At 65.4% G+C, this 22,826-nt stretch carries 27 protein-coding genes; 7 read left to right on the top strand and 20 right to left on the bottom strand.

Translation table 11 applies throughout. The features are described 5' to 3' along the window. Positions 1-4 precede the first annotated feature (4 nt). From ACWIEX_RS06610 to ACWIEX_RS06600, 3 genes are all read left to right on the top strand, one after another. A complete protein-coding gene (locus ACWIEX_RS06610; RefSeq protein ID WP_454032295.1) occupies positions 5-1,090 on the top strand; it encodes a TRAP transporter substrate-binding protein in 1,086 nt (361 codons plus the stop codon). A gap of 244 nt (positions 1,091-1,334) precedes the next feature. Beyond that, entirely contained in the window at positions 1,335-2,429 is a 1,095-nt protein-coding gene (locus ACWIEX_RS06605; protein ID WP_454032294.1) for a TRAP transporter substrate-binding protein, read from the top strand. A 138-nt stretch (positions 2,430-2,567) separates the two neighbouring features. After that, on the top strand, positions 2,568-2,951 hold the full coding sequence (locus ACWIEX_RS06600) for a porin family protein (RefSeq protein ID WP_454032293.1): 384 nt from the start codon (positions 2,568-2,570) through the stop codon (positions 2,949-2,951). A 9-nt stretch (positions 2,952-2,960) separates the two neighbouring features. Here the strand turns inward: ACWIEX_RS06600 and ACWIEX_RS06595 are convergent, their stop codons facing one another. The 5 genes from ACWIEX_RS06595 to ACWIEX_RS06575 all read right to left on the bottom strand — a co-directional run bounded on the left by ACWIEX_RS06595 (position 2,961) and on the right by ACWIEX_RS06575 (position 5,777). Continuing rightward, positions 2,961-3,587, bottom strand: a complete 627-nt coding sequence (locus tag ACWIEX_RS06595; RefSeq protein ID WP_454032292.1) for a uracil-DNA glycosylase family protein — start codon at positions 3,585-3,587, stop codon at positions 2,961-2,963. Beyond that, positions 3,584-4,051, bottom strand: coding sequence for a hypothetical protein (locus tag ACWIEX_RS06590; RefSeq protein WP_454032291.1), 468 nt, complete (start codon positions 4,049-4,051; stop codon positions 3,584-3,586). Before ACWIEX_RS06590 ends, ACWIEX_RS06595 begins: the two co-directional genes overlap by 4 nt. Then, positions 4,051-4,518 carry a hypothetical protein gene (locus ACWIEX_RS06585; protein WP_454032290.1) on the bottom strand — a complete coding sequence of 156 codons (468 nt, stop codon included), beginning with the start codon at positions 4,516-4,518 and terminating at the stop codon, positions 4,051-4,053. The genes ACWIEX_RS06590 and ACWIEX_RS06585 overlap by 1 nt, the downstream gene beginning before the upstream one ends. After that, positions 4,518-5,129, bottom strand: a complete 612-nt coding sequence (locus ACWIEX_RS06580; RefSeq protein ID WP_454032289.1) for a glutathione S-transferase family protein — start codon at positions 5,127-5,129, stop codon at positions 4,518-4,520. Before ACWIEX_RS06580 ends, ACWIEX_RS06585 begins: the two co-directional genes overlap by 1 nt. A gap of 96 nt (positions 5,130-5,225) precedes the next feature. Beyond that, complete coding sequence (locus tag ACWIEX_RS06575) at positions 5,226-5,777, bottom strand: thermonuclease family protein (protein WP_454032288.1); 552 nt, start codon at positions 5,775-5,777, stop codon at positions 5,226-5,228. Between the two features lie 87 nt (positions 5,778-5,864). Between ACWIEX_RS06575 and ACWIEX_RS06570 the strand changes: the two genes are divergently transcribed. Together ACWIEX_RS06570 and ACWIEX_RS06565 are read left to right on the top strand one after the other, a co-directional pair. Beyond that, complete coding sequence (locus tag ACWIEX_RS06570; protein WP_454032287.1) at positions 5,865-7,382, top strand: sensor histidine kinase; 1,518 nt, start codon at positions 5,865-5,867, stop codon at positions 7,380-7,382. 91 nt (positions 7,383-7,473) lie between these two features. Beyond that, positions 7,474-8,592 carry a D-alanine--D-alanine ligase family protein gene (locus ACWIEX_RS06565; RefSeq protein WP_454032286.1) on the top strand — a complete coding sequence of 373 codons (1,119 nt, stop codon included), beginning with the start codon at positions 7,474-7,476 and terminating at the stop codon, positions 8,590-8,592. On the opposite strand, the gene cobT is transcribed toward ACWIEX_RS06565, so the two are convergent. Further along, the gene (cobT, locus tag ACWIEX_RS06560; protein WP_454032285.1) at positions 8,589-9,608 is read right to left on the bottom strand and encodes a nicotinate-nucleotide--dimethylbenzimidazole phosphoribosyltransferase; all 1,020 of its coding nucleotides are present in this window, start codon (positions 9,606-9,608) and stop codon (positions 8,589-8,591) included. The genes ACWIEX_RS06565 and cobT overlap by 4 nt on opposite strands. 82 nt (positions 9,609-9,690) lie before the next feature. On the opposite strand from cobT, the gene ACWIEX_RS06555 reads away from it, so the two are divergent. Continuing rightward, on the top strand, positions 9,691-10,569 hold the full coding sequence (locus ACWIEX_RS06555) for an adenosylcobinamide-GDP ribazoletransferase (RefSeq protein ID WP_454032284.1): 879 nt from the start codon (positions 9,691-9,693) through the stop codon (positions 10,567-10,569). Then, a complete protein-coding gene (locus ACWIEX_RS06550; RefSeq protein WP_454032283.1) occupies positions 10,566-10,790 on the top strand; it encodes a DUF1289 domain-containing protein in 225 nt (74 codons plus the stop codon). The genes ACWIEX_RS06555 and ACWIEX_RS06550 overlap by 4 nt, the downstream gene beginning before the upstream one ends. A gap of 119 nt (positions 10,791-10,909) precedes the next feature. On the opposite strand, the gene ACWIEX_RS06545 is transcribed toward ACWIEX_RS06550, so the two are convergent. From ACWIEX_RS06545 to ACWIEX_RS06480, 14 genes are all read right to left on the bottom strand, one after another. Further along, on the bottom strand, positions 10,910-11,383 hold the full coding sequence (locus ACWIEX_RS06545; RefSeq protein ID WP_454032282.1) for a GNAT family N-acetyltransferase: 474 nt from the start codon (positions 11,381-11,383) through the stop codon (positions 10,910-10,912). 11 nt (positions 11,384-11,394) lie between these two features. Beyond that, positions 11,395-12,234, bottom strand: a complete 840-nt coding sequence (locus tag ACWIEX_RS06540) for a sulfite exporter TauE/SafE family protein (protein ID WP_454032281.1) — start codon at positions 12,232-12,234, stop codon at positions 11,395-11,397. 99 nt (positions 12,235-12,333) lie between these two features. Then, entirely contained in the window at positions 12,334-13,056 is a 723-nt protein-coding gene (locus tag ACWIEX_RS06535; protein ID WP_454032280.1) for a DUF1428 domain-containing protein, read from the bottom strand. Between the two features lie 94 nt (positions 13,057-13,150). Continuing rightward, positions 13,151-13,903, bottom strand: coding sequence for a DUF899 domain-containing protein (locus ACWIEX_RS06530; RefSeq protein ID WP_454032279.1), 753 nt, complete (start codon positions 13,901-13,903; stop codon positions 13,151-13,153). An 83-nt stretch (positions 13,904-13,986) separates the two neighbouring features. Further along, positions 13,987-14,421 carry an SRPBCC family protein gene (locus ACWIEX_RS06525; RefSeq protein WP_454032278.1) on the bottom strand — a complete coding sequence of 145 codons (435 nt, stop codon included), beginning with the start codon at positions 14,419-14,421 and terminating at the stop codon, positions 13,987-13,989. 16 nt (positions 14,422-14,437) lie between these two features. Next, the gene (locus ACWIEX_RS06520; RefSeq protein ID WP_257733666.1) at positions 14,438-14,782 is read right to left on the bottom strand and encodes an ArsR/SmtB family transcription factor; all 345 of its coding nucleotides are present in this window, start codon (positions 14,780-14,782) and stop codon (positions 14,438-14,440) included. 292 nt (positions 14,783-15,074) lie between these two features. Then, complete coding sequence (gene purU / locus ACWIEX_RS06515) at positions 15,075-15,959, bottom strand: formyltetrahydrofolate deformylase (RefSeq protein ID WP_454033473.1); 885 nt, start codon at positions 15,957-15,959, stop codon at positions 15,075-15,077. A gap of 21 nt (positions 15,960-15,980) precedes the next feature. Beyond that, positions 15,981-16,883, bottom strand: coding sequence for a bifunctional methylenetetrahydrofolate dehydrogenase/methenyltetrahydrofolate cyclohydrolase FolD (gene folD / locus ACWIEX_RS06510; protein ID WP_454032277.1), 903 nt, complete (start codon positions 16,881-16,883; stop codon positions 15,981-15,983). A gap of 109 nt (positions 16,884-16,992) precedes the next feature. Beyond that, on the bottom strand, positions 16,993-17,817 hold the full coding sequence (locus ACWIEX_RS06505) for a GntR family transcriptional regulator (RefSeq protein ID WP_454032276.1): 825 nt from the start codon (positions 17,815-17,817) through the stop codon (positions 16,993-16,995). A gap of 78 nt (positions 17,818-17,895) precedes the next feature. Next, complete coding sequence (locus ACWIEX_RS06500; protein WP_454032275.1) at positions 17,896-18,879, bottom strand: threonine ammonia-lyase; 984 nt, start codon at positions 18,877-18,879, stop codon at positions 17,896-17,898. Positions 18,880-18,950: 71 nt separating this feature from the next. After that, on the bottom strand, positions 18,951-19,694 hold the full coding sequence (locus ACWIEX_RS06495; protein WP_454032274.1) for an ABC transporter permease: 744 nt from the start codon (positions 19,692-19,694) through the stop codon (positions 18,951-18,953). 62 nt (positions 19,695-19,756) lie between these two features. Continuing rightward, positions 19,757-20,623, bottom strand: coding sequence for an ABC transporter permease (locus ACWIEX_RS06490; RefSeq protein WP_454032273.1), 867 nt, complete (start codon positions 20,621-20,623; stop codon positions 19,757-19,759). Next, the gene (locus ACWIEX_RS06485; RefSeq protein ID WP_454032272.1) at positions 20,620-21,636 is read right to left on the bottom strand and encodes an ABC transporter ATP-binding protein; all 1,017 of its coding nucleotides are present in this window, start codon (positions 21,634-21,636) and stop codon (positions 20,620-20,622) included. Before ACWIEX_RS06485 ends, ACWIEX_RS06490 begins: the two co-directional genes overlap by 4 nt. Before the next feature lie 112 nt (positions 21,637-21,748). Then, positions 21,749-22,810, bottom strand: a complete 1,062-nt coding sequence (locus ACWIEX_RS06480; protein ID WP_454032271.1) for an ABC transporter substrate-binding protein — start codon at positions 22,808-22,810, stop codon at positions 21,749-21,751. Between the last annotated feature and the right edge of the window lie 16 nt (positions 22,811-22,826).

The raw sequence follows: 22,826 nt of genomic DNA, 5'->3' as shown, positions 1-22,826 counted from the left end.
CTAGATGAAGCGTCGTCAGTTTATCCAGACCGCCGCGGCTGGCGCTGCCGCGACCGCCGTCGCCATGCCGGCCGTCGCCCAGTCGAACCCGGAAATCAAATGGCGCCTGGCCTCGAGCTTCCCGAAGTCGCTCGACACGATCTATGCCGGCGCCGAGATCATGGCCAAGATGGTCTCCGAACTGACCGACGGCAAGTTCCAGATCCAGGTCTTCGCGGCCGGCGAAATCGTCCCGGCGCTGCAGGCCCTCGATGCGGTCACGAACAACACCGTCGAGATGGCCCATACCGTCTCGTATTACTATGTCGGCAAGGACCCGACCTTCGCGATCGCCGCCTCGGTGCCGTTCGGCCTCAATGCCCGCATGCAGAACGCCTGGCTGTTCCAGCATGGCGGCAACGAGATGTTCAACGAGTTCTACAAGAAGTTCAACGCCTACGGCTTGCCCTGCGGCAATACCGGCGCGCAGATGGGCGGGTGGTTCCGCAAGGAGATCAAGTCGGTCGCCGATATCCAGGGCCTAAAGATGCGCATCGGCGGCATCGCCGGCTCGGTGCTGCAGAAGCTCGGCCTCGTGCCGCAGCAGCTCGGCGGCGGCGACATCTATCCGGCGCTCGAAAAGGGCACGATCGACGGTGCCGAATGGGTCGGCCCCTATGACGACGAGAAGCTCGGCTTCTCGAAGGTCGCGCCGTATTATTACTATCCGGGCTTCTGGGAGGGTGGACCGACCGTCCACGCCTTCGTCAACCTGGAGAAGTGGAACGCCCTGCCGAAGGCCTATCAGGCCGCGCTGACGGCCGCCTGCACCTATGCCAACACGCAGATGGCAGCGAAGTACGACGTGGTGAACCCGCCGGCGCTGAAGCGCCTGGTCGCGGCCGGCACGCAGCTGCGCCCCTTCCCGCAGGACGTGATGGAAGCCTGCCTCAAGGCCTCCAACGAGCTCTATGCCGAAATCTCGGCCAAGAACCCGGACTTCAAGAAGGCGATCGAGGCCATGGCCGCCTTCCGCTCCGACCAGTATCTCTGGTGGCAGGTCGCCGAACTCAGCTTCGACGTCTTCCAGGTTCGCACGCGCGCCCGCTGAGCGCTCCGGCACCGCGACGGCTCATCGACAGGAGGCCCGGCGAAAGCCGGGCCTTTTTTCATGAAAATGGCGGAAATGCGCGGCCTCATCGATCGCGCTTCGAAAAGGTTCGCAGCCGACTCATGACGAATTTGCATGATTGCCATGCAAATTCCTCTTGCGCCCGCCAACAGACCTGCTTTCCTCACAGGCGTTCGCGACGACCGGAAAACCGGCGCGCATGGCCTTGGGGAGGGCAAAATCGATGAGTCGTCGTCATTTCTTGAAGGTTGCCGGGGCCGGGGCTGCTGCGGGGGCGATCGCGAGCCCGGCCATCGCGCAGTCCATGCCCGAGGTGAGATGGCGCGTCACATCATCCTTCCCGAAATCGCTCGACACGATCTTCGGCGCATCGGAGGTGCTGGCGAAGGCGGTCTCGGAAGCGACGGACGGCAATTTCCAGATCCAGGTCTTTGCGGCCGGCGAGATCGTGCCGGCCCTGCAGGCCGCGGACGCGGTCACCAACGGCACGGTCGAGATGTGCCACACCGCGTCCTATTACTATGTCGGCAAGGACCCGACCTTCGCCTTCGGCACCGCCGTGCCGTTCGGGCTGAATTCGCGCCAGCAGAACGCCTGGTTCTACCATGGCGGCGGCAACGAGCTTCTGAACGAGTTCTACAAGAAGGCGAACATCTACGCCCTGCCCGGCGGCAATACCGGCTGCCAGATGGGCGGCTGGTTCCGCAAGGAAATCAAGACGGTCGCCGACCTGCAAGGCATCAAGATGCGCATCGGCGGCTTCGCCGGGCAGGTGGTGAGCAAGCTCGGCGTCGTGCCGCAGCAGATCGGCGGCGGCGACATCTATCCGGCGCTCGAAAAAGGCACGATCGATGCGGCCGAATGGGTCGGCCCGGCCGATGACGAGAAGCTCGGCTTCAACAAGGTTGCGCCCTACTACTACTATCCCGGCTGGTGGGAGGGCGGCGCGGCGCTGCATTTCTTCATCAACGACAAGAAATGGGACGAGCTGCCGAAGACCTACAAATCGCTGCTCACCACGGCCGCCGCCCAGGCCAATATCGACATGCAGGCGAAATATGATGCCCGCAATCCGGCCGCGCTGAAGCGCCTCGTCGCCGGCGGCGCGCAGCTCAGGCCGTTCTCGCAGGAGATCCTCGAAGCCTGCCTGAAGTCATCGAAGGAGGTCTATGCCGAAACCTCCGCCAAGAACCCGAACTTCAAGAAGCTCTACGATTCGATGGCGGCGTTCCGTGGCGACGAATATCTCTGGTTCCAGATCGCCGAATACACCTTCGACAATTTCCTGATCCGCTCGCGCGTTTCGAACCAGCTCTGATCCAACGGAGCCGTAGCGCGAGCGATACTCACCCCGGCGCAAGCCGGGGTTTTCTATTGGCGGACCGGGAGCCGGCGACCTTGCCACAACTGCGCCTTGCTGGCTCAGTAACAGGGATCGTCGCCCCGGATTCCAGCCATGCTCCGCACTGCCCTTGCCCTGCTTCTGTCCGGCCTCGCGTCCGCAGCCTCGGCGCAGTCGATCGGCCAGCCGCTGCCGCGAAAGCCTGCGCCGCATGAGGCCTACGCCAAGCCCGCTCCCAAGCCCGGCGCCGCCGCCCGCCCCTGCCCCGAATACGGCGCCGGATTCGTCCGGGTGGAGGGCTCCGCATTCTGCGTGCGGGCCGGCGGTTCGGTCCGCGCCGAGTTCGGCAAGAGTTCGCGCAATGGCTACGGCAGCCGGGCCGATGGGCTGGTCTATCTCGAAACCCGGGGAGAGACGGCGCTGGGGCCCGTCCGCTCGGTCGTCGGCGTGCGCGGCCAGGTCAATCGCGGGCTCGATTCCAGCCCCTTCCGCTACTGAACGAGACTGTCAGCGCAGCAGCCGCGCCACCTCTTCCCGCAGGACGGGTACAAGCTCGTCCTCGAACCAGGGATTGCGCTTGAGCCAGGCATTGTTGCGCCAGGACGGGTGCGGCAAGGGCAGGACGCGCGGCAGGACCGGCCTGGCGAGGATCTCGCGCCAGTTGGCGACAGTGGCGGAGAGGTTGGCGGCCTCCTTCGGGCCGAGATGCCAGTTCTGGGCATAGCGCCCGATCGCCAGCACGAGCTCGATCCGGGGCAACGCCGCGAAGACACGATCCTGCCAGGCCGGCGCGCATTCCCGCCGCGGCGGCTTGTCGCCGCCCTTGGCGTCGAGGCCGGGAAAGCAGAACCCCATCGGCACCACGGCGATCTTCGCCGCATCGTAGAAAATCGTCTCGTCGATGCCGAGCCAGTTCCTGAGGCGCACGCCCGAGGGATCGGTGAAAGGCCGGCCGCTGGCATGGACGCGCGTGCCCGGCGCCTGGCCGGCGATGCAGATCCTGGCCGTCACCGACGCCTGGATCACCGGGCGGGGCTGATGCGGCAAGGGCGGCAGGTAGCGAGGCTCATCGCGGCAGATGCGGCAGGCACGCAGCTCCGCCAGCACCTCTGCGAGCCGCTCCGTCGCGTTCATCGGCGCGCCAGCCGCGACCGGCCCGGCGCCTGCGAGATCAGCCCGTCGCAAACCCAGTCGGATTTCCTCGCGGCGTAGCCGTAAGGGTCGCCCTTCTCGATGCGGGCGAGGCCGTTGATGCGGCCGCTCGGGCGGCTGCGAATGACGATGAGATCACCGCTCGTCTCGATGGTGAAGCAATAGGTGCGGCGCTTCTCCTGCGGGCCGTAGTAATAGCAAACGGCGTCGGGGGTCGTGATCCAGCAGGCATCGGTGTTCGGGACGTTGCGATTATGCCCGCTCGCCCGGCCATCGGCATGATGATACTCGCTGAACGGCAGGTTGCTGCCGGAATAGCGGCCCGAGACGGTGTTGCCCTCGAAGAGCTGCCTGATCTGTTCGCCGCTCAGTCGCTCGACGGCCGCAGCCTGGGCCGCCGCCAGCAGACTCAAGGCAAGAATCGCGAGGCCTGCAAACCGGGACATCAGCGCCGCGCCAGCTTCCGGCTCATCGGGGGCTCGGCCCCCCGCGAGATCAGCCCGTCGCAATACCACGGCGTGCCGTTATCGGTATGACCACGGGGATTGCCGGGTTCGACCTTGGCCAGAGCATTGACCACGCCGTTGCCGCTGTTGCGCAGGACATAGAGATCGCCGCTCATCTCGACCGAGAAGCAATGCACCGTCCGGTCGGTCTGCGGGCCGTAATAATAGCAGATCCGGTCCGGCTTGGTGATCCAGCAGGCATCGGTATTGGCCTGCCAGCCATTGTGGCCGAGCGCCTGGCCATTCGGGTCGTGATACTCGGTGAAGAAGCCGCCATTGGTGTAGCGGCCGGACACCGTGTTGCCGCGAAAGGCGCGCTCGATCGCCTCGCCGCTCAGCCTTTCGGCGGCCGACGCCGGAACGGACGAGGCCAGGGCAGCAAGCAGGGCCAGGACCAGGCGAAGCATCAGACCTTCCAGCTCGGCCGGGCCGACAGCGCGCCATGCCAGCGACGGATATGGACGAAATCCTCCGGCAGCGGCACGCGCGACGGCTTCATGAAGTCGATGGCGATGCCGGCGGTGATGTCGGCCACCGTCAGGGCCTCGCCGCAGATGAAGGGATTGGCCGCGAGCTGCAGCTCGATCAGCCAGAGATGGTCGTCCATCTGGTCCCGATTGGCCTCGGCCCATTCCGGCACCTGCTCCTCCAGCTCCGCCATCGAGGGGTGGCTGTGGCGGAAGATCGCGGCGACGCTGGCGAAGAGGCCTAGTTCGACGCGCCGGTTCCACATCTCGATGGTAGCCTGTTCCTTCGCATCCCGGCCAAACAATGGCGGCTGCGGATGCAGCGCCTCGAGATAGCGGCAGATCGCGATCGTCTCGGCGAGCGCGGTGCCGTCGTCGAGCTCGAGGACGGGCAGGCGCTGGGCCGGGTTCAGCCTGGTGAAGGCCTCGGTCCGGTGTTCCTTGCGGGCGATATCGACCGGCACGAGCTCCGGCAGCGGCACCCCCTTCTCCGCGAAGAAGATGCGCACCCGCCGCGGATTCGGGGCCCGCCCGCCGTCATAGAGCTTCATCAGATCCTCTCCGTCTCCGGCCGTACCGGATCACGGCCCGCGCAGGAAGGTCAACCGGATTGCCGGCGCTTCATGACGCCAGCATGGCGAAGAGCTTCAGCGCGGATGGCCGCGACGCCAGGCTTCCGGGCGCTCGAACTGCGTCGCCCAGATGCCGCGACCGGCCGCCCGCGCCGCGTCTTCCTCGGCGCGATAGGCGCCGTAGGAGACCGCGTGGCCTTCGCGCACCAGCGTCGCGTTGATGTCGATCTCGCCCTGCCAGCAACGGGCGAGCCCGCGGCCGTAGCGGTCGGCCTTGCCGATCTCGCAACGCGTAACCCCGCGCGCGAACAACGCCTGCAAAGCGCGCCGCGCCTCACGCCCGCAGGCCACCCGCCTGCCGTCGCGCGCGGTGCAGCTCTGGCGGTATTCGGGCGCGTCGATCCCCTCCAGCCGCAGTTCCTCGCCGAGCAGGCGCGCCGAATCGCCGTCGATCGCCTGGGCCGCGCCGACGAGTTCGCGCGCCGGGCCGAGGCGATATTGCAGGATCGCGCCGGCGAGGCCGAGAAAACCGAGCAGGCCGAGCGCGACGACGAAGTCGACCGGCCGGCCGACCCGGCGCCAGCCGAAAGGTCCATAGCGGGAGCGACCGAATCCGAAGGGTGCCATCAGGAAGAGCTTAACGATTTGGTGTCCATGATGGCGAGCCGGCCCCTGCATGTCGCAGCGGCCGAACGAGGATACACGCTCCCGACCATGACGGAAGTGACGGCCGAACAGGTGCAGCGCGGGCGCGGACCCGACCCCTCGGCCGTGGCGCGCCGGAAACTGGTCACGCGCGAGGTCAAGTCCGCGCGCGAACGGCTGACCTCCTCGACGGGGCTGGAACGCGCCTTCGACAACGAATTGCTGCGTGTCTTCGCGCAGTACCGGATCGCCGGCTCCGCCGGCACGTTCGTTCTGGTGCTCGGCATCGCCGCCGCCGCCTGCCTCTGGCTGCCGACCCCGATCGTCGCGGTGTGGAGCGGCGCGGTGCTGCTCACGACGCTGATCATCGTGCTGATCGCGCGGCGCTTTCTTGCCAAGGTCCCCGACGACGTCCGGCTGAAGCTCTGGCGCCGGCTCTTCGCCCTCGCCGAGGGCCTGCACGGCCTGGCCTGGTCGCTGCTGCTGCTCTTGTTCGTCCCGGTCGAAGCGCCCGGCGCCAAGGTCTTCGTCACCACCGCCCTTTTGATCGTCAGCGCGCTCACGGTGATGCTGTCGGCGACGATCCCGATCGCGGTCTATGCCGGGCTGACCCCGATCATCGCCGGGATCATGGTCTTCTTCTGGGACCGGCGCGACATGGACAGCGTCACCATGGCGCTGATGGCGGCCTCGGCCCAGCTCTTCTTCATCTTCCTCGCCAACCGCCTCTATGCGAGCTCGGTCGATTCGATCGTCTTCCGGGCCGAGAAGGACGCGCTGATCGCGGAACTGGAAACAGCCAACGCCAATTCGGACGAGGCGCGGCGCAAGGCGGAAGAGGCCAACCTCGCCAAGTCGCGCTTCCTGGCCACGATGAGCCATGAATTGCGCACGCCGCTCAACGCCATCCTCGGCTTCTCCGAGGTAATGAAGAACGAGATCTTCGGCCAGCATGCCAATGCCGCCTACAAGGAATACTCGGCCGATATCCACGGATCGGGCCAGCATCTGCTCGACCTGATCAACGAAATCCTCGACCTGTCGCGGATCGAGGCCGGCAAATACGAGCTGAACGAGGAGGCGCTCTCGCTGCCCAGCGTCGTGGAGGACTGCCAGCACATGCTGGCGCTGCGCGCCAAGGCCAAGGGCCAGAGCATCCGCGCGCTGGCCGAGCCGCAATTGCCGCGTGTCTGGGCGGACGAGCGCGCCATCCGGCAGGCCGTCCTCAACGTGCTCTCGAATGCGATCAAGTTCACGCCCCAGGGCGGCGAGATCACGATCAAGGTCGGCTGGACCGCGACGGGCGGGCAATATGTCCTGGTCACCGATACCGGGCCGGGCATCCCCGAGAACGAGATCCCGATCGTCATGCAGAGCTTCGGGCGCGGCTCGCTCGCGATCAAGACCGCCGAGCAGGGCTCGGGGCTGGGCCTGCCGATCGTCAAGGGGCTGATCGACCTGCATGGCGGCGGCTTCCATCTCAAGTCCAGGCCGCGCGCCGGCACCGAGGTCACGATCACGCTGCCGGCCGAGCGCGTGATGGACACGCTCGCGGCCCTGCCCGAGCCGAAGACGCGGGCGGCGTGATCGCGAGCGCCCGAATCTCGCCCCACCCGTCGGCGACATCCTCTCACCGCCTCGTCGAAGCCTTCCCTCCAGCCTCTCGGACCATCGGATCATGAACCGGAAAACGCGCGTCGCCGTGCTCTATGGGGGCAAGTCGGGCGAGCACGAGGTGTCGCTGAAATCGGCGGCCTCCGTCCTGCGCTATATCGATCGCGAGCGCTTCGAGCCGGTCCCGGTCAGCATCGACAAGCAGGGCCGCTGGCAATGCCACGACCTGCGCCGGATCGAGACGGCCAATACCGAGAGCCTGCCGATTCCCGCCGATTCACCCGCGATCCGGCTGGAGCCGCAGGGCGGGCGCACCGCCATCCTGCCGGCCGACAGCGCGGCGCCGGCGATCGCGCCGGTCGATGTCGTGTTCCCGGTGATCCATGGCCCGCTCTGCGAGGACGGCGCCGTGCAGGGCCTGCTGGAACTGGCCGGCGCCGCCTATGTCGGCTCGGGCGTGCTGGCCTCGGCGGTCGGCATGCACAAGGACATCGCCAAGCGGCTGGCGGCGCTCGCCGGGCTGCCGGTCGCGCCCTATCTCGCCCTGTCGCGCCGCGACTGGCGGCGCGATCAGGCAGGCTCAGCCGAGGCGGCCGAGGGGCAGCTCACGCTCCCCGTCTTCGTCAAACCCTGCAACATGGGCTCCAGCGTCGGCGTCCATAAGGTGAAGAGCTGGGAGGCGCTCGGTGCCGCGCTTGACGACGCCTTCCAGTACGACACCAAGGTGCTCATCGAGCAGGGCATCGACGCCCGCGAGATCGAGGTCGCGGTGCTCGACGGCGATCCGCCGACGGCAAGCGTCGCCAGTGAGCTCAACGCCGGCCCGCAGCACGAATTCTATTCCTACGAGGCCAAGTATATCGACCAGGATGGCGCGAGCGTCGACCTGCCGGCGAAGCTCGATGCCGAGCAGATGGCGCGTGTGCGGCAGCTCGCGATCAAGGCCTTCCTCGCCCTGGAATGCAACGGACTGGCGCGGGTCGACTTCTTCCTCGACCGCCAGAGCGGCGCCTTCTACTTCAACGAGATCAACACGCTGCCGGGCTTCACCGCGATCAGCATGTATCCGAAGATGATGGAAGCCTCCGGCCTGCCCTACCCCGCCCTGATCACCCGCCTGATCGAGCTGGCGCAGGAGCGCCATGCCGAGCGGGCGGGATTGAAGACGGATTACGAAGGCTAGTCCTTCCGCGCGACCTGCGCCTGCTCGAAGGTCGCCATGCCCGAATGGACCGCCGCCGCCGCCTTGACGAGGCCGGCGGCAAGCGCCGCGCCAGAACCCTCGCCGAGGCGCATGTCGAGCGCCAGCAGCGGCACCTTGCCGAGACGGGCGAGCACGTCGGCATGGGCGCCCTCGGTCGAGAGATGGCCGGCGATGCAATGATCGATCGTGGACGGCTCGATCGCGTGCAGGATCGCGGCAGCGGCCGTCACGACATAACCGTCGAGGATCACCGGAATGCGCTGCGAACGGGCCGCGATGATCGCGCCGCAGATCGCCGCGACCTCTCGCCCGCCGAGCCGGCGCAGCACTTCGAGCGGGTCCTTGAGATGGGCGCGGTGCAAAGCCAGACCCGCCTCGACCGCCGCGACCTTGCGCTTCAGGCCCTCGTCATCGACGCCGGTGCCGCGGCCGCACCAATGCGCGGCATCGCCGCCATAGAGCGCCGCGTAGATCGCCGCCGCCGAGGTGGTGTTGCCGATGCCCATCTCGCCCAGGCAGAGCAGGTCGGTGCCGCCGACAAGAGCCTCCATGCCGAAGGCCATGGTGGCGACGCAGGCACGCTCGTCGAGCGCATCGGTTTGCGTGAAATCGCCCGTCGGCAGGTCGAGCGCGAGGTCGAAGACCTTGAAGCCGAGGTCATAGGCCGCGCAGATCTGGTTGATCGCCGCTCCGCCCGCCGCGAAATTCTCCAGCATCTGCCGCGTCACCGCCTGCGGATAGGCCGAGACGCCTTGCGCGACCACGCCATGGTTGCCGGCGAAGACGCAAACCAGCGGCCGGTCGACCGCGGGTTTCCCCTTGCCCTGCCAGGCCGCGAGCCATTCGGCGACCTCCTCCATGCGGCCGAGGCTGCCGGCCGGCTTGGTCAGGTTGGCATCGCGGGCGCGCACCGCGTTCGCGGCCTCCATGTCGGGACCAGGCATCGCGGCAATGAGGTCGCGGATATCGTCGAAGGGCAATCCGGAAGCGGCCATGGTCAAATCCATCACGCGAGGGCGCCGCATCAGCGCATCGGCATGGCGGCAGGATTGACGCTGCTGCTATAGGGTCGGGAGCGTGAAGACAATCGAGCGAGACGACGCGGCGAATATGGCAGAGGCGGAAACCACGAACGAGGCGCCCCCGCCGGACTGGCCGGGCTGGGGAATCGCGACCGCGATCTGCCTGCGCTTCTGGTCGCGTCTGCCGGTGCCGTTGCTGCCGGGCGAGAGCGACGGCCACGCCATCCCGGATTTCCGCGAGGTGCCGCGTGCCCTGCCCTTCGCCGCGCTCGTCATCGCCGCGCCGGCCGCGCTGATCGCCTTGGGCGCGGGACTGGCAGGGCTCAGCAGCTTCGTCGTCGCGGCGCTCGCGCTGACCGCACTGGCCCTGACGACCGGCGCTTTCCACGAGGACGGCCTTGCCGACAGCGCCGACGGGCTGTTCGGCGGGCATACGCCCGAGCGCCGGCTGGAGATCATGAAGGACAGCCGCATCGGCTCCTATGGCGCGCTGGCGCTGGGGCTGTCGCTGCTGCTGCGGGCGAGCCTGATCGCCATGATCCTCGACCGCTCTGGCGCCTGGGCGGCGGCCGCTGCGGTGCTCGTCGCGGCGCCCTGGTCGCGTGCCGAGGGGCTGTTCATGTTGGCGACCCAACCGGCGGCGCGCAGCAGCGGCGCGGCGGCGGCTGTCGGCCAGCCGACGGTTCTGACAGCCCGGATCGCGCTGGGCTTGAGCCTCTTCCTCGCGACCGGGATCGGGCTGGCGGCGGAACTGCCGATCACCGGCCTGCTGATCGGCTTCGCGCTGGCGCACGGTGCGGCGGCGGTGCTGTCGCGCATGGCGCGGCGTTTGATCGGCGGGCAGACCGGGGACATCCTCGGGGCAGCGCAGCAATTCGCCGAAATCGCGATCTATCTCGGTCTTGCGCTCGCGATCGGGTGGCCGGGGCGATGAGCAGCGCCTCGACGCCCTGCATCAAGATCTGCGTCATAGACCCTGTCAGCAAGCTCTGCGAGGGCTGCGGGCGGACCCTCGCCGAAATCGCGCAATGGGGCCGGTTGAACGAAGCCGAGCGGCTGGCGATCATGGCGGCGCTGCCGGAGCGGCTGGCGGAACTGAATTCCGCACAAACCGTCATTGCGAGCGAAGCGAAGCAATCCAGAGGGGCCGGGTGAAACATTGCACCTAGTCCCTCTGGATTGCTTTGTCGCTACGCTCTTCGCAATGACGAAACCAGAGGGCTCTCGTCCTGAGGTTCTCGGGTCGAAGCTGCGCTTCGCCGCGAGAATGACGGTCAGGTCTTCGTCAGCTCGATGAGCGCATCGCCGGTCAGGCGATAGAACACCTTCTTCGGATAGGCAGCCGCACCGAGCCCGTCATAGAAACGCAGCAGCGCCGCGTCGTCGGCATCGGCCGTCCAGTCGATGCGGCGGTGGCCGCGCTCCAGGGCGAGTTCGGCGAGCGCCGTCATCAGCTTCCGGCCGAGCCCGGCGCCCCGCGCGGCATCGGCGACGTAGATCTCCTTGAGGAAATAACCGGTCTTCAGGCCCGGTCCCGGATAGAGATTGCAGGCCGAGGCGAAGCCGAGGACCGTCTCGCCCTTGACCGCGATGAGGATATCCACGCCGGCCGGCAAAGCCGCAAGCCCGGCCAGAATTTCGGCCGGCGCCGGGCACGGCACGCTGTAATGTCCCTGCATCTCGACCACCAGCGCCGTCAGCGCCTTGTGGTCATCGGGCCGCAGCAGCCGGATCGTGGTCTCGCTCATCGCCGTTCGCCTCAGTGGATCAGCGACCAGACGAAGCGGCTGGCGACGACCAGCAGGAACAGCCCGAAGGCGATCTCGAGACGACGCTTCGAGAGCCGATGCGCCAATCGCGCGCCGATCGGCGCCGTCCAGATCGAGGTCGGGATGAACAGGATCATGCCGATCAGCGAGACATAGCCAAGCGAGAGCGGCGGCAGCGTACCCAGGGCCATCTGCGGCCAGCCGGCATAGATGAAGCCGAGGGCGCCGGGGATCGAGATCAGCACGCCGAGCCCCGAGGAGGTCGCGACCGCCTGATGGATCGGCCGGCCGTAGAAGGTCATGAACAGGCTGGAGAGCTGGCCGCCGCCGATGCCCATCAGCGCCGAGAGTACGCCGATGAGGCCGCCATAGGCGACCATCAACGGCTTGCCGGGCATGTCCTCGCCGAATTTCCAGCGATCGGCGGCGAAGAGCAGACGCAGCGCCGAGATTGTCGCGACCGCGACGAAGACGATCTTGAACAGATCGGCCGGCGCGAAGCGGGCGATCCAGCTTCCGGCAAGCACGCCGACGATCACAGGCACCGCCCAGATCTTGAGGATCGAGAGATCGACCAGCCCCTTGGCCCGGTGCGCGTTGAAGGAGCGGATCGAGGTCGGGATGATGATCGCGAGCGAGGTGCCGACGCTGAGCGGCATGCGCACCTCCTCCGCCACGCCGATGACGCGGAAGATCTCGTAGAGCACCGGCACGATGACCGCGCCGCCACCGACGCCGAAGACGCCGGCGAGCAGGCCAGTGACAGCGCCTGCCAGCACGAGCGAGACGGCGAGGAAGGCGAGATCGCCGATGGGAATGCCAGCAAACATGACGAGAGATCCGGTGAAGCCGCCCGATCTCTCGGCTATTTGGCCAGCGGGAGCAAGGTGTCCCCCGCATGGCCGTCGCGTGAATCCCGTCCCGTGGCCTCAGCCGCGCCCGGTATCGAAGATCGGCGCGAAGCCGCCATAGACGACGCGCTTGCCGTCAAACGGCATCTTCAGCGCCTCCATGCGTGGGTCTTCCATCATCTTGCCCCAGGCGGCAGCGCGCACGTCCTTGGACGGCCATTCGACCCAGCTGAACACCACCGTCTCGCCAGCTTCAGCCTTCACCGCGCCCTTGAAATCGGTGAGCTTGCCATCGGGCACGTCGTCGCCCCAGGCATCGACGACGCGGCGGGCGCCGTATTCCTTGAACAGCGCCGCGTGACTGGCCGAGAAATCGCGATAATCCGCCTTGCGATCGTCGGGCACGGCGACGAGAACCCCATCGAGATAGCCCATCGCGCCGCCTTCGCCCTCGTCGAGGATCGGGGCGAAGCCGCCATAGATCATGCGCTTCCCGTCGAAGGGCATGGCCTCGCCCATCGCCTTCATGCGCGGATCGCTCATGATCTTCTCGTTGGCCGCGTCGCGCGTCGCCCGGTCGGGATATTCGAACCAGGAGAACACCACGACCTCGTCCGGCGTCGCCTTCACCGCGCCCTTGAAGTCCGTCACCTTGCCGTCCGGGACATCGTCGCCCCAGGTCTCGACATGGCGCCGGACGCCGAATTCCTGGAACAGCGGCGCCGCATCGGCAGCCTGCTTGCGGTAAGCCTCCTTGTTCGCCGCGGGGACCGCGAGGACAAAACCATCGACATAGGCCATTGCATCTCTCCCTGTTCGCGACGGCCGGCGACGGCCGCCTCATGAAATGTTGATATCAACTCTACGAGCCCGGAATAGGTCCGCAAAACCGCTGTCAGCTGCTGCAGCAATTCACCGCCAGCTCCGGCTGGAAGCTCGCCGCGCCCAGCGGCTTGCCGGGGTAGCGATCGTGATGGCGGACCCAGTCCATGATCCCGACCTCGTTGCGCCCCTTCGGGGTCATGTCGAGGAAGTTATGGGTGCCGATCAGAAGGTCACCGCCGCGGGCATAGGTCGAGTAGGTGTGGAAGATCTCGCCCGCGTCGTTGCGATAGAAGACGCTGAAGCCCGGCATCTCGCCGCCCTGCCCGTCATGCATCGCGTAATTGTATTCGTAGCGGCCGGCAGCCTTCTCCTCCGGGCTCGGCGAGACATGGAAGTCGTAGTTGAAGTCGCTGTTCGCCGATGACACCCAGGGGAAGTCCCAGCCCATGCGGTGCCGGAAGTTCTGGAACTCGGCATAGGGCGCCCGCGAGACCACGACGAGGCTGACATCGTGATGTCTGAGGTGCCGGTTGGCGCCGTCGAAATGATCGGCAAGGAAGGAGCAGCTCGGGCAGCCCTCCCGGGCTCCGGGGCCGAACATGAAGTGATAGATGATCAACTGGCTGTTGCCGGCGAAGAGATCGGCCAGCGACAGCGCGCCGTCCCAGCCCTCGAAGGTATAGGTCTTCTCGATCCTGACCCAGGGCAGCGCGCGCCGCTCGGCTGAGAGCGTGTCGCGCCGGCGGGTCAGTTCCTTCTCGTTGGCGAGGTGGGCCTTGCGCGCGGCAAGCCAGTCCTCACGGGATACGATCCTGTGTTCCATCGTCTCCTCTCCTCCAATTCCCGCCGGCATAGTGCCGGCGGCTTCTTCGGCGCAGCGCGGATCATGCCGCGGCGCGCGGTCGCTCAGGCGAAATACGCCTCGAGCTTGGCCATGGTTCCCGTCCAGCCATGCGTGTGGCCGCGGACGGCAGCATCGTCGGCGAGCTTCTCGTGCAAAAGCGTCAGGATCGTGCCGTCTCCGTCCAGTTTCAGGGTGACGGTGACGCGCGAAACGCGCTCCGGCGTGGTGATCCAGGACCAGCTGAAGACCAGCCGCTCGTTCTCGACCACCTCCAGATAACGGCCGAGCACCTCATGGCGCTCGCCGGTATCCTCGATCATTACGACGCGATACGCGCCGTCGACGCGCGGATCGATCTCCGCCTCCTGCGCCACGACATTCTCCGGGCCGAACCAGCGCACGAGCAGCTCCGGATTGGTCCAGGCTTCGTAGACCTCGGCCGGCGACGCGTTGAGGCGGCGCTTCATCGTGAGGCTGGGTGTCACCGGCTGATGCATGTGCCCGATCCTTCCCTCAACCTTCGCCCTTGCGCCGCGCCTCGAGCAGCGCCTCCAGCGCATCGAGCCGCTCGGTCCAGAACCGCTGATAGCGTGCCAGCCAGCCCATCGCCTCCTCCATCGGCTCCGCATTCAGATGGCAGGACACGGTGCGCCCCGCCTTGGTCCGCGTCAGCAAACCGGCATCCGTGAGGACATCGAGATGCTTCATGATCGCCGGCAGCGAAACCGGGAAAGGCTTCGCGAGCTCGCTGACCGACAGTCCGTCTTCCCGCTCCAAGCGCGCCAGCAAGGCCCTCCGCGTCGGGTCCGCCAAGGCGGAGAAGGTCCGGTCGAGCTGCGCGTCCTGAAACTTAACCATTGAGTTAAGTTTAAGCGCAAGCCGCCACGCGCGTCAAGCCGGTCTGCTCAAGCTGTCGCGGTGTCCGATACGCGAACTTTGTCGGTCCAGGAGGGAAGCGCGTCGGCAATTGTCCCCGTAATGTGTCGGTATGTGCCTTTTCAAGGCTTAGGCGCCTGTCAGATTGAGCCAGTCTCGCTCGTTTATCGTCCGAGCATCGGATCCAGTTCGGCGTGAAGGATGGTTCGCCGGCGTCTCAAAATCGCGCCCACGATCGGCCTATTTGTTCACCGCTTTGAATCGAACTCCGACGCTAACCCATCCGCTCAGAGGCATAGGAGCCAGGAGAGGCCGGGAACACGACGGTTTTCCCGTTGTTCAGGAATACGCGGCGATGGATATGGGCGTGAATGGCGCGGGCCAGCACCTGGCTCTCTACATCGCGCCCGAGGCTGACATAATCCTCCGGGCTCTGCGCATGCGTCACACGAACGGTGTCCTGCTCGATGATCGGGCCCTCGTCGAGATCGGACGTAACATAGTGTGACGTAGCCCCGATCAGTTTCACGCCGCGTTCAAAGGCCTGCTTGTAAGGGTTAGCTCCCTTGAAGCTGGGCAGGAACGAGTGGTGGATATTGATGATCCGCCCGGACATCTGCTTGCACATTTCGTCGGACAGAACCTGCATATAGCGCGCGAGCACGACGAGCTCGGCCCCGCTCTCGTTGATGATTTCCATCTGTCGTGCTTCCGCGGCAGCCTTGTTCTCCTTGGTCACGCGGACGCAATGGAACGGAATGTCGTGGTTCACCACGACCTTCTGGTAATCCATATGGTTCGAGATCACCGCGACGATATCGATCGGCAGGGCGCCGATGCGCCACCTGTAGAGCAGATCGTTCAGGCAATGGCCGAAGCGGGAGACCATCAGAACGACCTTGGTCTTGTCAGTCTCGTCGCGGAACTCGAACTTCATGTCGAACGGCTCGGCGACTTCCGCGAAGCCCGCCGCAAGATCCGGCAGTGCCGTTGCTTCCTCGCTGACGAACCCGACACGCATGAAGAAGCGACCGGTGTCGGCATCGTCGAACTGGGCGCTATCCGAGATGTTGCAGCCCATGCGCGCCAGATAGCCCGCGATCGCGGCAACGATCCCCCGGCGTGAGGTGCAGGTAACAGTCAGAATGTACTTCATCATATCGACCAATCCGGTTGGTTTTTAGGGCGTCAGCTCGGCCTGCTCGGGCAGGCCGAGTGATCGGCGGCAGGCATTGAGAGTGTTTGCGAGCAGGCAAGCGATAGTCATAGGTCCCACGCCGCCGGGAACCGGTGTCACGGCCCCCGCGACCTGCGAGACAGCAGCGAAATCGACATCTCCGACGAGGCGTGGCTTGTCCTCTCCAGAGGTTACGCGATTGATGCCGACATCGATGACGGTTGCGCCGGGCTTCACCCAATCGGCCTTGACCATTTCTGGCCGGCCTACGGCCGCGATCAGGATGTCGGCCTGGCGACAGAGCTCCGGCAGGTTTGCACTGCGCGAATGGGCGATTGTCACGGTGCAATTGCTGCGCAGCAGAAGTTGCGCCATCGGCTTTCCGACAATGTTGGAGCGCCCGATAACCACGGCATGCTTGCCCGAAAGATCGCCATGATGAGCGCGCAGCAGCATCAGGCATCCCAGCGGCGTGCAGGGTACCAGGGGCTTCTGGCCTGCTGCCATCAGCCCGACATTCAGGGGATGAAAGCCGTCGACATCCTTGGCCGGATCGATCGCGCTGAGGATGGTCTGCGCGTCGATGTGGTCCGGCAAAGGAAGCTGAACCAGGATGCCGTGGACGCGCTTGTCGGCGTTCAACTGCGCGATCAGGGCGCTGATTTCGCGCTGGCTCACGCCAGCATCCAAACGATGCTCGAAGGATGCCATCCCAGCCGCAATCGTCTGCCGGGCCTTGTTGCGGACATAGACTTCGCTGGCAGGATCATGCCCCACCAGAACCACAGCGAGGCCGGGTGTGATACCATGGTGTTGCTGCAGCTCGGCCGTAGACTTTGCGACCTGAGCACTGACGACGGAGGCGAAAGCCTTGCCGTCGATCCTGTGTGCGGCAGTGCCTTTCATTAGCAGGGCCCTCAAATCATGAAAGTGGCGAACAAGGTGGGCGGGGAGCCGGGACGCACAGGTGCCGGCAGATGCGCATTCGGCTTTCGGCATTGGAGAAATGCGGGGTTTAGCCGCCCCCTCGCGCACCGATGCCCTGTCTTGCACCTGGTTTCTTTGCAGCCGCGAGCCCGGTCGCCTGGAATGCAGGTCGAAGCGAAATCGGGGCGCTCTCTCCCCCCAGCGGCGCGTTGCCAACGGCACCGGACGTGCGGAACAACGCCGCTCGCAAACGGCCTTTCGCAAGCGCCTCGTGCGCGGCCGCCATCCGGTCGGACGCTTCGATATCGCGGTCCGCGATAGCCTCGAACATCAATCGATGCTGGCGCGCTGTTTCGATCATGTGAGCGGTAATATCGTCTTCGGGATAAGCGGCGTCGAAGTCATAGCGCCCATCACCTGAGAAACAGGCCCTTGCTAGCCTGCTCGTCGCCAGGAGCATCTTTTTATAGAAGCTCTCGAAGTAGACGTTATGTGCGGCGTCGGCGATGCAAATATGGAAGGCTACATTGAGTTCGGAACGGCCCAGTCCGTCCGAGGAGGCAATGCCCTCCTCGAAGTCATTCATCGCCGTTTCGATCGACTTCAGCTGCGCTGCCGTTCTGTTCTCGGCAGCGAGCCGGTGGACCATTCTGCTGGAAACGAGCAAGGCATCGTAGAGCTTCGGAACCTCAGCGAAATCAAGTGGCGCAACACGGGCCGAGCGGCCATCGCGAATGACCAGTTCATCGGCGATCAACTGAATGATCGCTTCCCGCACGGGCGTCCTCGAGACATTGATCCGGGCGGCGATCTCGGCCTCGTCGATCACCGAACCCGGACGCATCTCAAGGCGCTGGATCGCATCCTTGATCAACGTGTAGATCGCCGCTCCTTCGCGCGAGTTCCTCGACACGACGAAACCTCCCCATGGTCCCGCAGGACGCTGCTTGTGTTTCTTTGATCGGCTGCCGATCGCGCAGCCCCGTAGGCGTCACATGCCAGCGGCACCGGACGCGATGCTGTCCCGAAAGAAATCCAGGTCCATGTTTCCGCCGGAAAGCACGACGACCGTCGTCTTACCCCGGAACGTCGCGGGGTTGGCGAGCAGCGCCGCGAGGCCGACGGCGCCACCAGGCTCGACGACGAGCTTGGCCACTTCGAACAGCATCCGGACAGCCTTCGCGACATCCGCGTCGCAAACCGCGAAGCCGCCGGACAAATTGGCCTTGTTGATGGGGAACGTGATCTCGCCTGGGATCTGGGTGACGATCGCATCGCACACCGTCGCGTGGCCAGGCCGATTGCCGGTACGCTCGCCGCGTTCGAGCGATACGCGCGTGTCATCGAACCCCTCGGGCTCGACACAATAAACGCCGATGCCCGGTAAGCGCGCCTTCATCGCTGTCGAAATGCCGGCGATGAGTCCGCCTCCGCCGACGGGGCTCAGCAGCATATCGGCTCGCACATCGAGCGCCGAAAGCTGGTCGGCGATCTCGATCCCGATGGTGCCCTGACCCGATATCACCATCTCGTCGTCATAGGGCGGCACGATGACCGCTCCCGTTTCGTTGGCGATGCCCTCCGCGATGGACCGACGATCGCCCGTGAGCCTGTCGTAGAGCACGATCTCGGCACCGAGCCGGTGCGTGTTCTCCCGCTTGAGAGCCGGCGCATCCTCCGGCATCACGACCGTCGCCGGCACGCCGAACGCCTTGGCGGCGGCGGCCACGCCCTGCGCGTGATTCCCGGAGGAATAGGTCACCACGCCTCGCGCGCGTTGCGCGTCGCTCAGGGAGGCGATCTTGTTGTAAGCGCCCCTGAACTTGAAGGAGCCTGTCCGCTGCAGGTTCTCGGCCTTGAAGAGCACCCGCCCTGCGATAACCTCGTTCACCTGCCCGTATTCGAGCAGCGGCGTCAGCACGTGTTTGCCGAGCAGGCGCGCATGCGCCTGCGAAATGGTGTCGATCGTGACCATCCGTGGCTGTCCGTTTGCAATGGGTGCCGCGCACGGGCACCTCGCTTCGATCTGGGCGCGGTGATCGCGCCCTATTTGGCGACGGCTTTGCCCAGGCCCATCGCGCGTTCCACCACCAGAACGATGCCGAGCGTGCCCAGCACCATGAGCGCCGAAACCGCAGCGACCAGAGGGTCGGTGAAGCTTTCGACATAGTGGTAGAGCGTGACCGGCAGGAACTTCAGCTGCGTGCCGGCGATAAACAGCGAGATCACGACCTCATCGAAGGACACGATGAAGGACAGGGCCGCGGCCGCGACCAGCGCGGGAGCCATGAGCGGAAGCGTAACCAGCCTGAACACCTGCCAGGGGCTCGCGCCAAGCGTTCCCGCCGCGTCCTCGACAGAGGGCGGCAAGGTGCTGAGTCCCGTCATCAGGACGCGCAGGGCATAGGGCAAGGTGATGACGAGGTGCCCGGCGATCATCCCCGGCCAGCTGCCAACCAATCCGTAGCCGACGAAGATGATCAGGATCGCCAGCCCCAGAACGATGCTCGGCAGGAGAAGTGGAGCCGTGAAAAGCGACACCAGCGCTTCGCGCCCTGGAAAATCCCAACGCGTCAGCGCGACAGCTGCCGAAGTGCCGATCACCAGCGTGATCGCCGTGACGCAAGATGCGAGGAGCAAGCTGTTCCAGAAGGCCTGGACCATATCGGCATTGTTCAGCAGCGCGACGTACCACCGCGTGCTCCAGGCCGAAGGTGGCCAGGCAACATAGGCGTCCGCGGAGAAGGAGATCGGAAAGACGAAGATCACGGGCGCCAGAAGGAACAGCATGATTATCGCGATGATCAGTAAATGGAGGCCGCGATAGAAGTGAGCCAACATCGTCTCCTCCGCTAGTCGACCATCTTCGAAAGCTGGCCGTAGAATGTCAGGGCCGCTCCGAAGACGACGAGGATGAGGATGGAAAGACAGGCGGCCAGTGGCCAGTTCAGCGTCACGATCGCCTGATCGTAGATTTCGGTGGCTAGCAGAGAGACCCGCCCGCCCGCCAGCATCTTCGGTGTGATGAAGCTGCTGACCGCCAGCACGAAACACAGAAGGCATCCAAGCAGGATTCCGGGCAGGCTGAGCGGCAGGACGATGCGCCGGAAAACGGTGATCGGTCCGGCTCCAAGCGTCTGCGCCGCGTGTTCCAGCGTCACGTCGAGTTTGCCGAATCCGGAGAGCAGCGAAAGGATCATGTAGGGCATCAGGATCTCGGTCATGCCGATCACGACGCCCAGCTCGTTGTTCATAAGCCGCGGTGGCGTGATGCTGACCGAACGGAGCAGCGCCGGCAGAAAGCCCTGCTCCCCGAGAATGACCATCCAGCCATAGGTTCTCACCACGGCTGAGATGAGCAGGGGCGAGATGCAGAGCACGATGAGGATCGCCTTGCCTCGGGTCGCGCGGCTGACGAACAGGGCCAGCGGGTAAGACAGCAGAAGCGTGACCAGCGTGATCAGCATCCCGATCCAGACGGTCCGCCACAGCATCGACCAGTAGTAGCTGTCGGTCAGCAACGAGCCCCAGGCGGCAAAGTTGAAGTTCTCGGTCATCGCGCCCGTCGCGGACGATTCCCGGAACGACATCGCGGCCAGGTTGGCGACCGGCGCCACAAAGGCGACGATGTTCACCAGAATGATCGGGAGAAGCAGCGTAACCAGCAGCTTCGAGCTGTTCGGCATCCCCTTCGTATCGCCAACCGCTGCGGCGCTCATCGCGGCGCCTCCGCGGAGAAGGTCAGCGTGTCGCTCACCTTCCAGTGCAGCGAAACGGCATCGCCCGGCTGGAAGACCTCCGCGGCCGAACTCGTCGACTTCTCGACATGCACGATGCCGCCCGTCGTTTCGGCTGCGTACTGGAGCATGTCGCCGATATAGGTGACCTGCCGGATCGTGCCCGAGACCACGTTATCGTCGGCCTTCTGCGCCCGAGCGGCACTCGCAGCCGCCAGCCCGATCCGATGGGGGCGCATCATCACCAGAACCCGGCCGGCGCCATGGGAAGGCGCCCGGATCACGGAACTGCCGATGGCGATGGCGCCATCGCTGCGCCACTGTCCGTCCAGTCGGTTAATGCGGCCAACGAAATCCGCGACCATGGGCGTGGCGGGCGCCTCGTAGATCTCGTGCGGAGTGCCGATCTGCTCCAGCTTGCCCCGGTTCATCACGATGATCCGATCGCAGATCGCCATCGCTTCGGTCTGGTCGTGCGTCACGAAGACCGTGGTCATGCGGAGGCGCTGCTGAATCTCGCGGATCTCGTTGCGCATGTTGTCGCGCAGCTTGGCGTCCAGATTGGACAGCGGCTCGTCGAGAAGAAGGATGTCAGGTTCGACGACGAGCGCTCGGGCCAACGCCACGCGCTGCTGCTGGCCGCCGGAGAGCTCCCGTGGCTTGCGACCTGCAACGCCGTCGAGGCGGACCATGGCGAGGGCCGTGTCGACACGCCTCGCCAGATCCTCCTTCGGCACCTTCCGCATCTTCAGGCCAAACGCGATGTTTTCCGCGATCGTCATATGCGGAAACAGGGCATAGGACTGAAACATCACGCCCATGTTTCGCCGATAGGTGGGCAGCCGCGTCACATCCTGGCCGCCCACCTTGATCTTGCCTGCGCTCGCCTGAACCAGGCCGCTGATCATGCGCAGCGTCGTCGTCTTGCCACAGCCCGAGGGGCCGAGAAGACCGAGCAATTCACCCTGACCGAGCGAGAAGGAAAGGTTCGACACCGACGGTGCGAATTGCCCGTACCGCTTCTCTAAAGATTCGACCTCTAGATACACATTCTTCTCGCCACGGCGGTGGCGCTCCTGCGCTCAGTGCTGGTTCCGGACGAGGCGATCAGCGACGGCTGGTCACGTTCCTGCGCCACTGTTCGGTGACGCCGTCCCGGATCTTGGCGACTTCAAGCCAGTCGACATCGATCATGCGGGCCATGCGCTCCGGCGTCGCGGCCGTCCGCTTGCGCGCATCCTCGGAGATGGACGCGTCCTTGTTGGTGGGCACGTAATAGAGCGCTTCCGTGAAGGCGCCCTGGGCCTCGGGGCTCAAGGCATAGGCCATGAACTGAAGGGCGGCCTCGGGCTGCTTTGACCCGTTGACCAGGTTGATCGTGTTGATCTGGGAGAGAGAGCCCTCTTCCGGCATCGCCACTGCGATCCGGTCGGGCGTCTGCTTGGAGAAGGTCTGGGCGCGCGCATTGTAGCCGATGCCGAGATCGACCGCGCCATTGGACAGGGCCGCATACGGATTGGGCTTCGGATCCCAGCTTTGCACCAGGGGCGCCATCTCGCCGAGAAGCTCGATACCCTTGGCGATCGACTGCCTGTAGTCGCCGCCGCCGGCCATCTTGTTGGCGATCAGCGTCAGGCCCAGCCCGAGGGCGTTCGGCGGGGCATCGATGGCGATGCGCCCGGAATGCTTCTTGTTCCAGAGTTCTTTCCAGGAAGTCGGCGCGGTCGGGAACTTCGCAGGCGCATACATCAGAACGATGGTGTCGAAAGTCACGGCGGGGCCGGGCACGCCGTCGATCAAGGCGGATGGTACGAGCTGCTTCATCACCGGCAACTGCTCGGCCGTCACCTTCTTGAAGATGTTCTCGTCGCCGCCCGCCTTGGCGACGACCACGTCCAGGATGCAGACGTCGATCTGTGGTGCCGCCTTCTGGGCACGCAACGTACCCAGGTTCTGCGCAGAGGTCGGCATACCCGTGTAGTTCACCCGAATGCCCGGATTGGCCTTCGTGAACGGCTCGATCACCGTCCGCTTGTAGATGTCCTCGAAAATGTCGCTGTAAGCGGCGACGGTGATCGTCCGCTCCTGGGCGTGAGCCTTGCTCACCCACGGCATGGCCAAGCCGCCAGCCGCAAGCACCAGTGCATTTCTGCGCGTCAGGTCAGTCATCGGTCTTCTCCAGTTC

Source organism: Allobosea sp. NPDC055353 (assembly GCF_053644975.1).
Note: the sequence above shows the minus strand (reverse complement) of the source record. Positions and strands in the feature narration are given on the sequence as shown.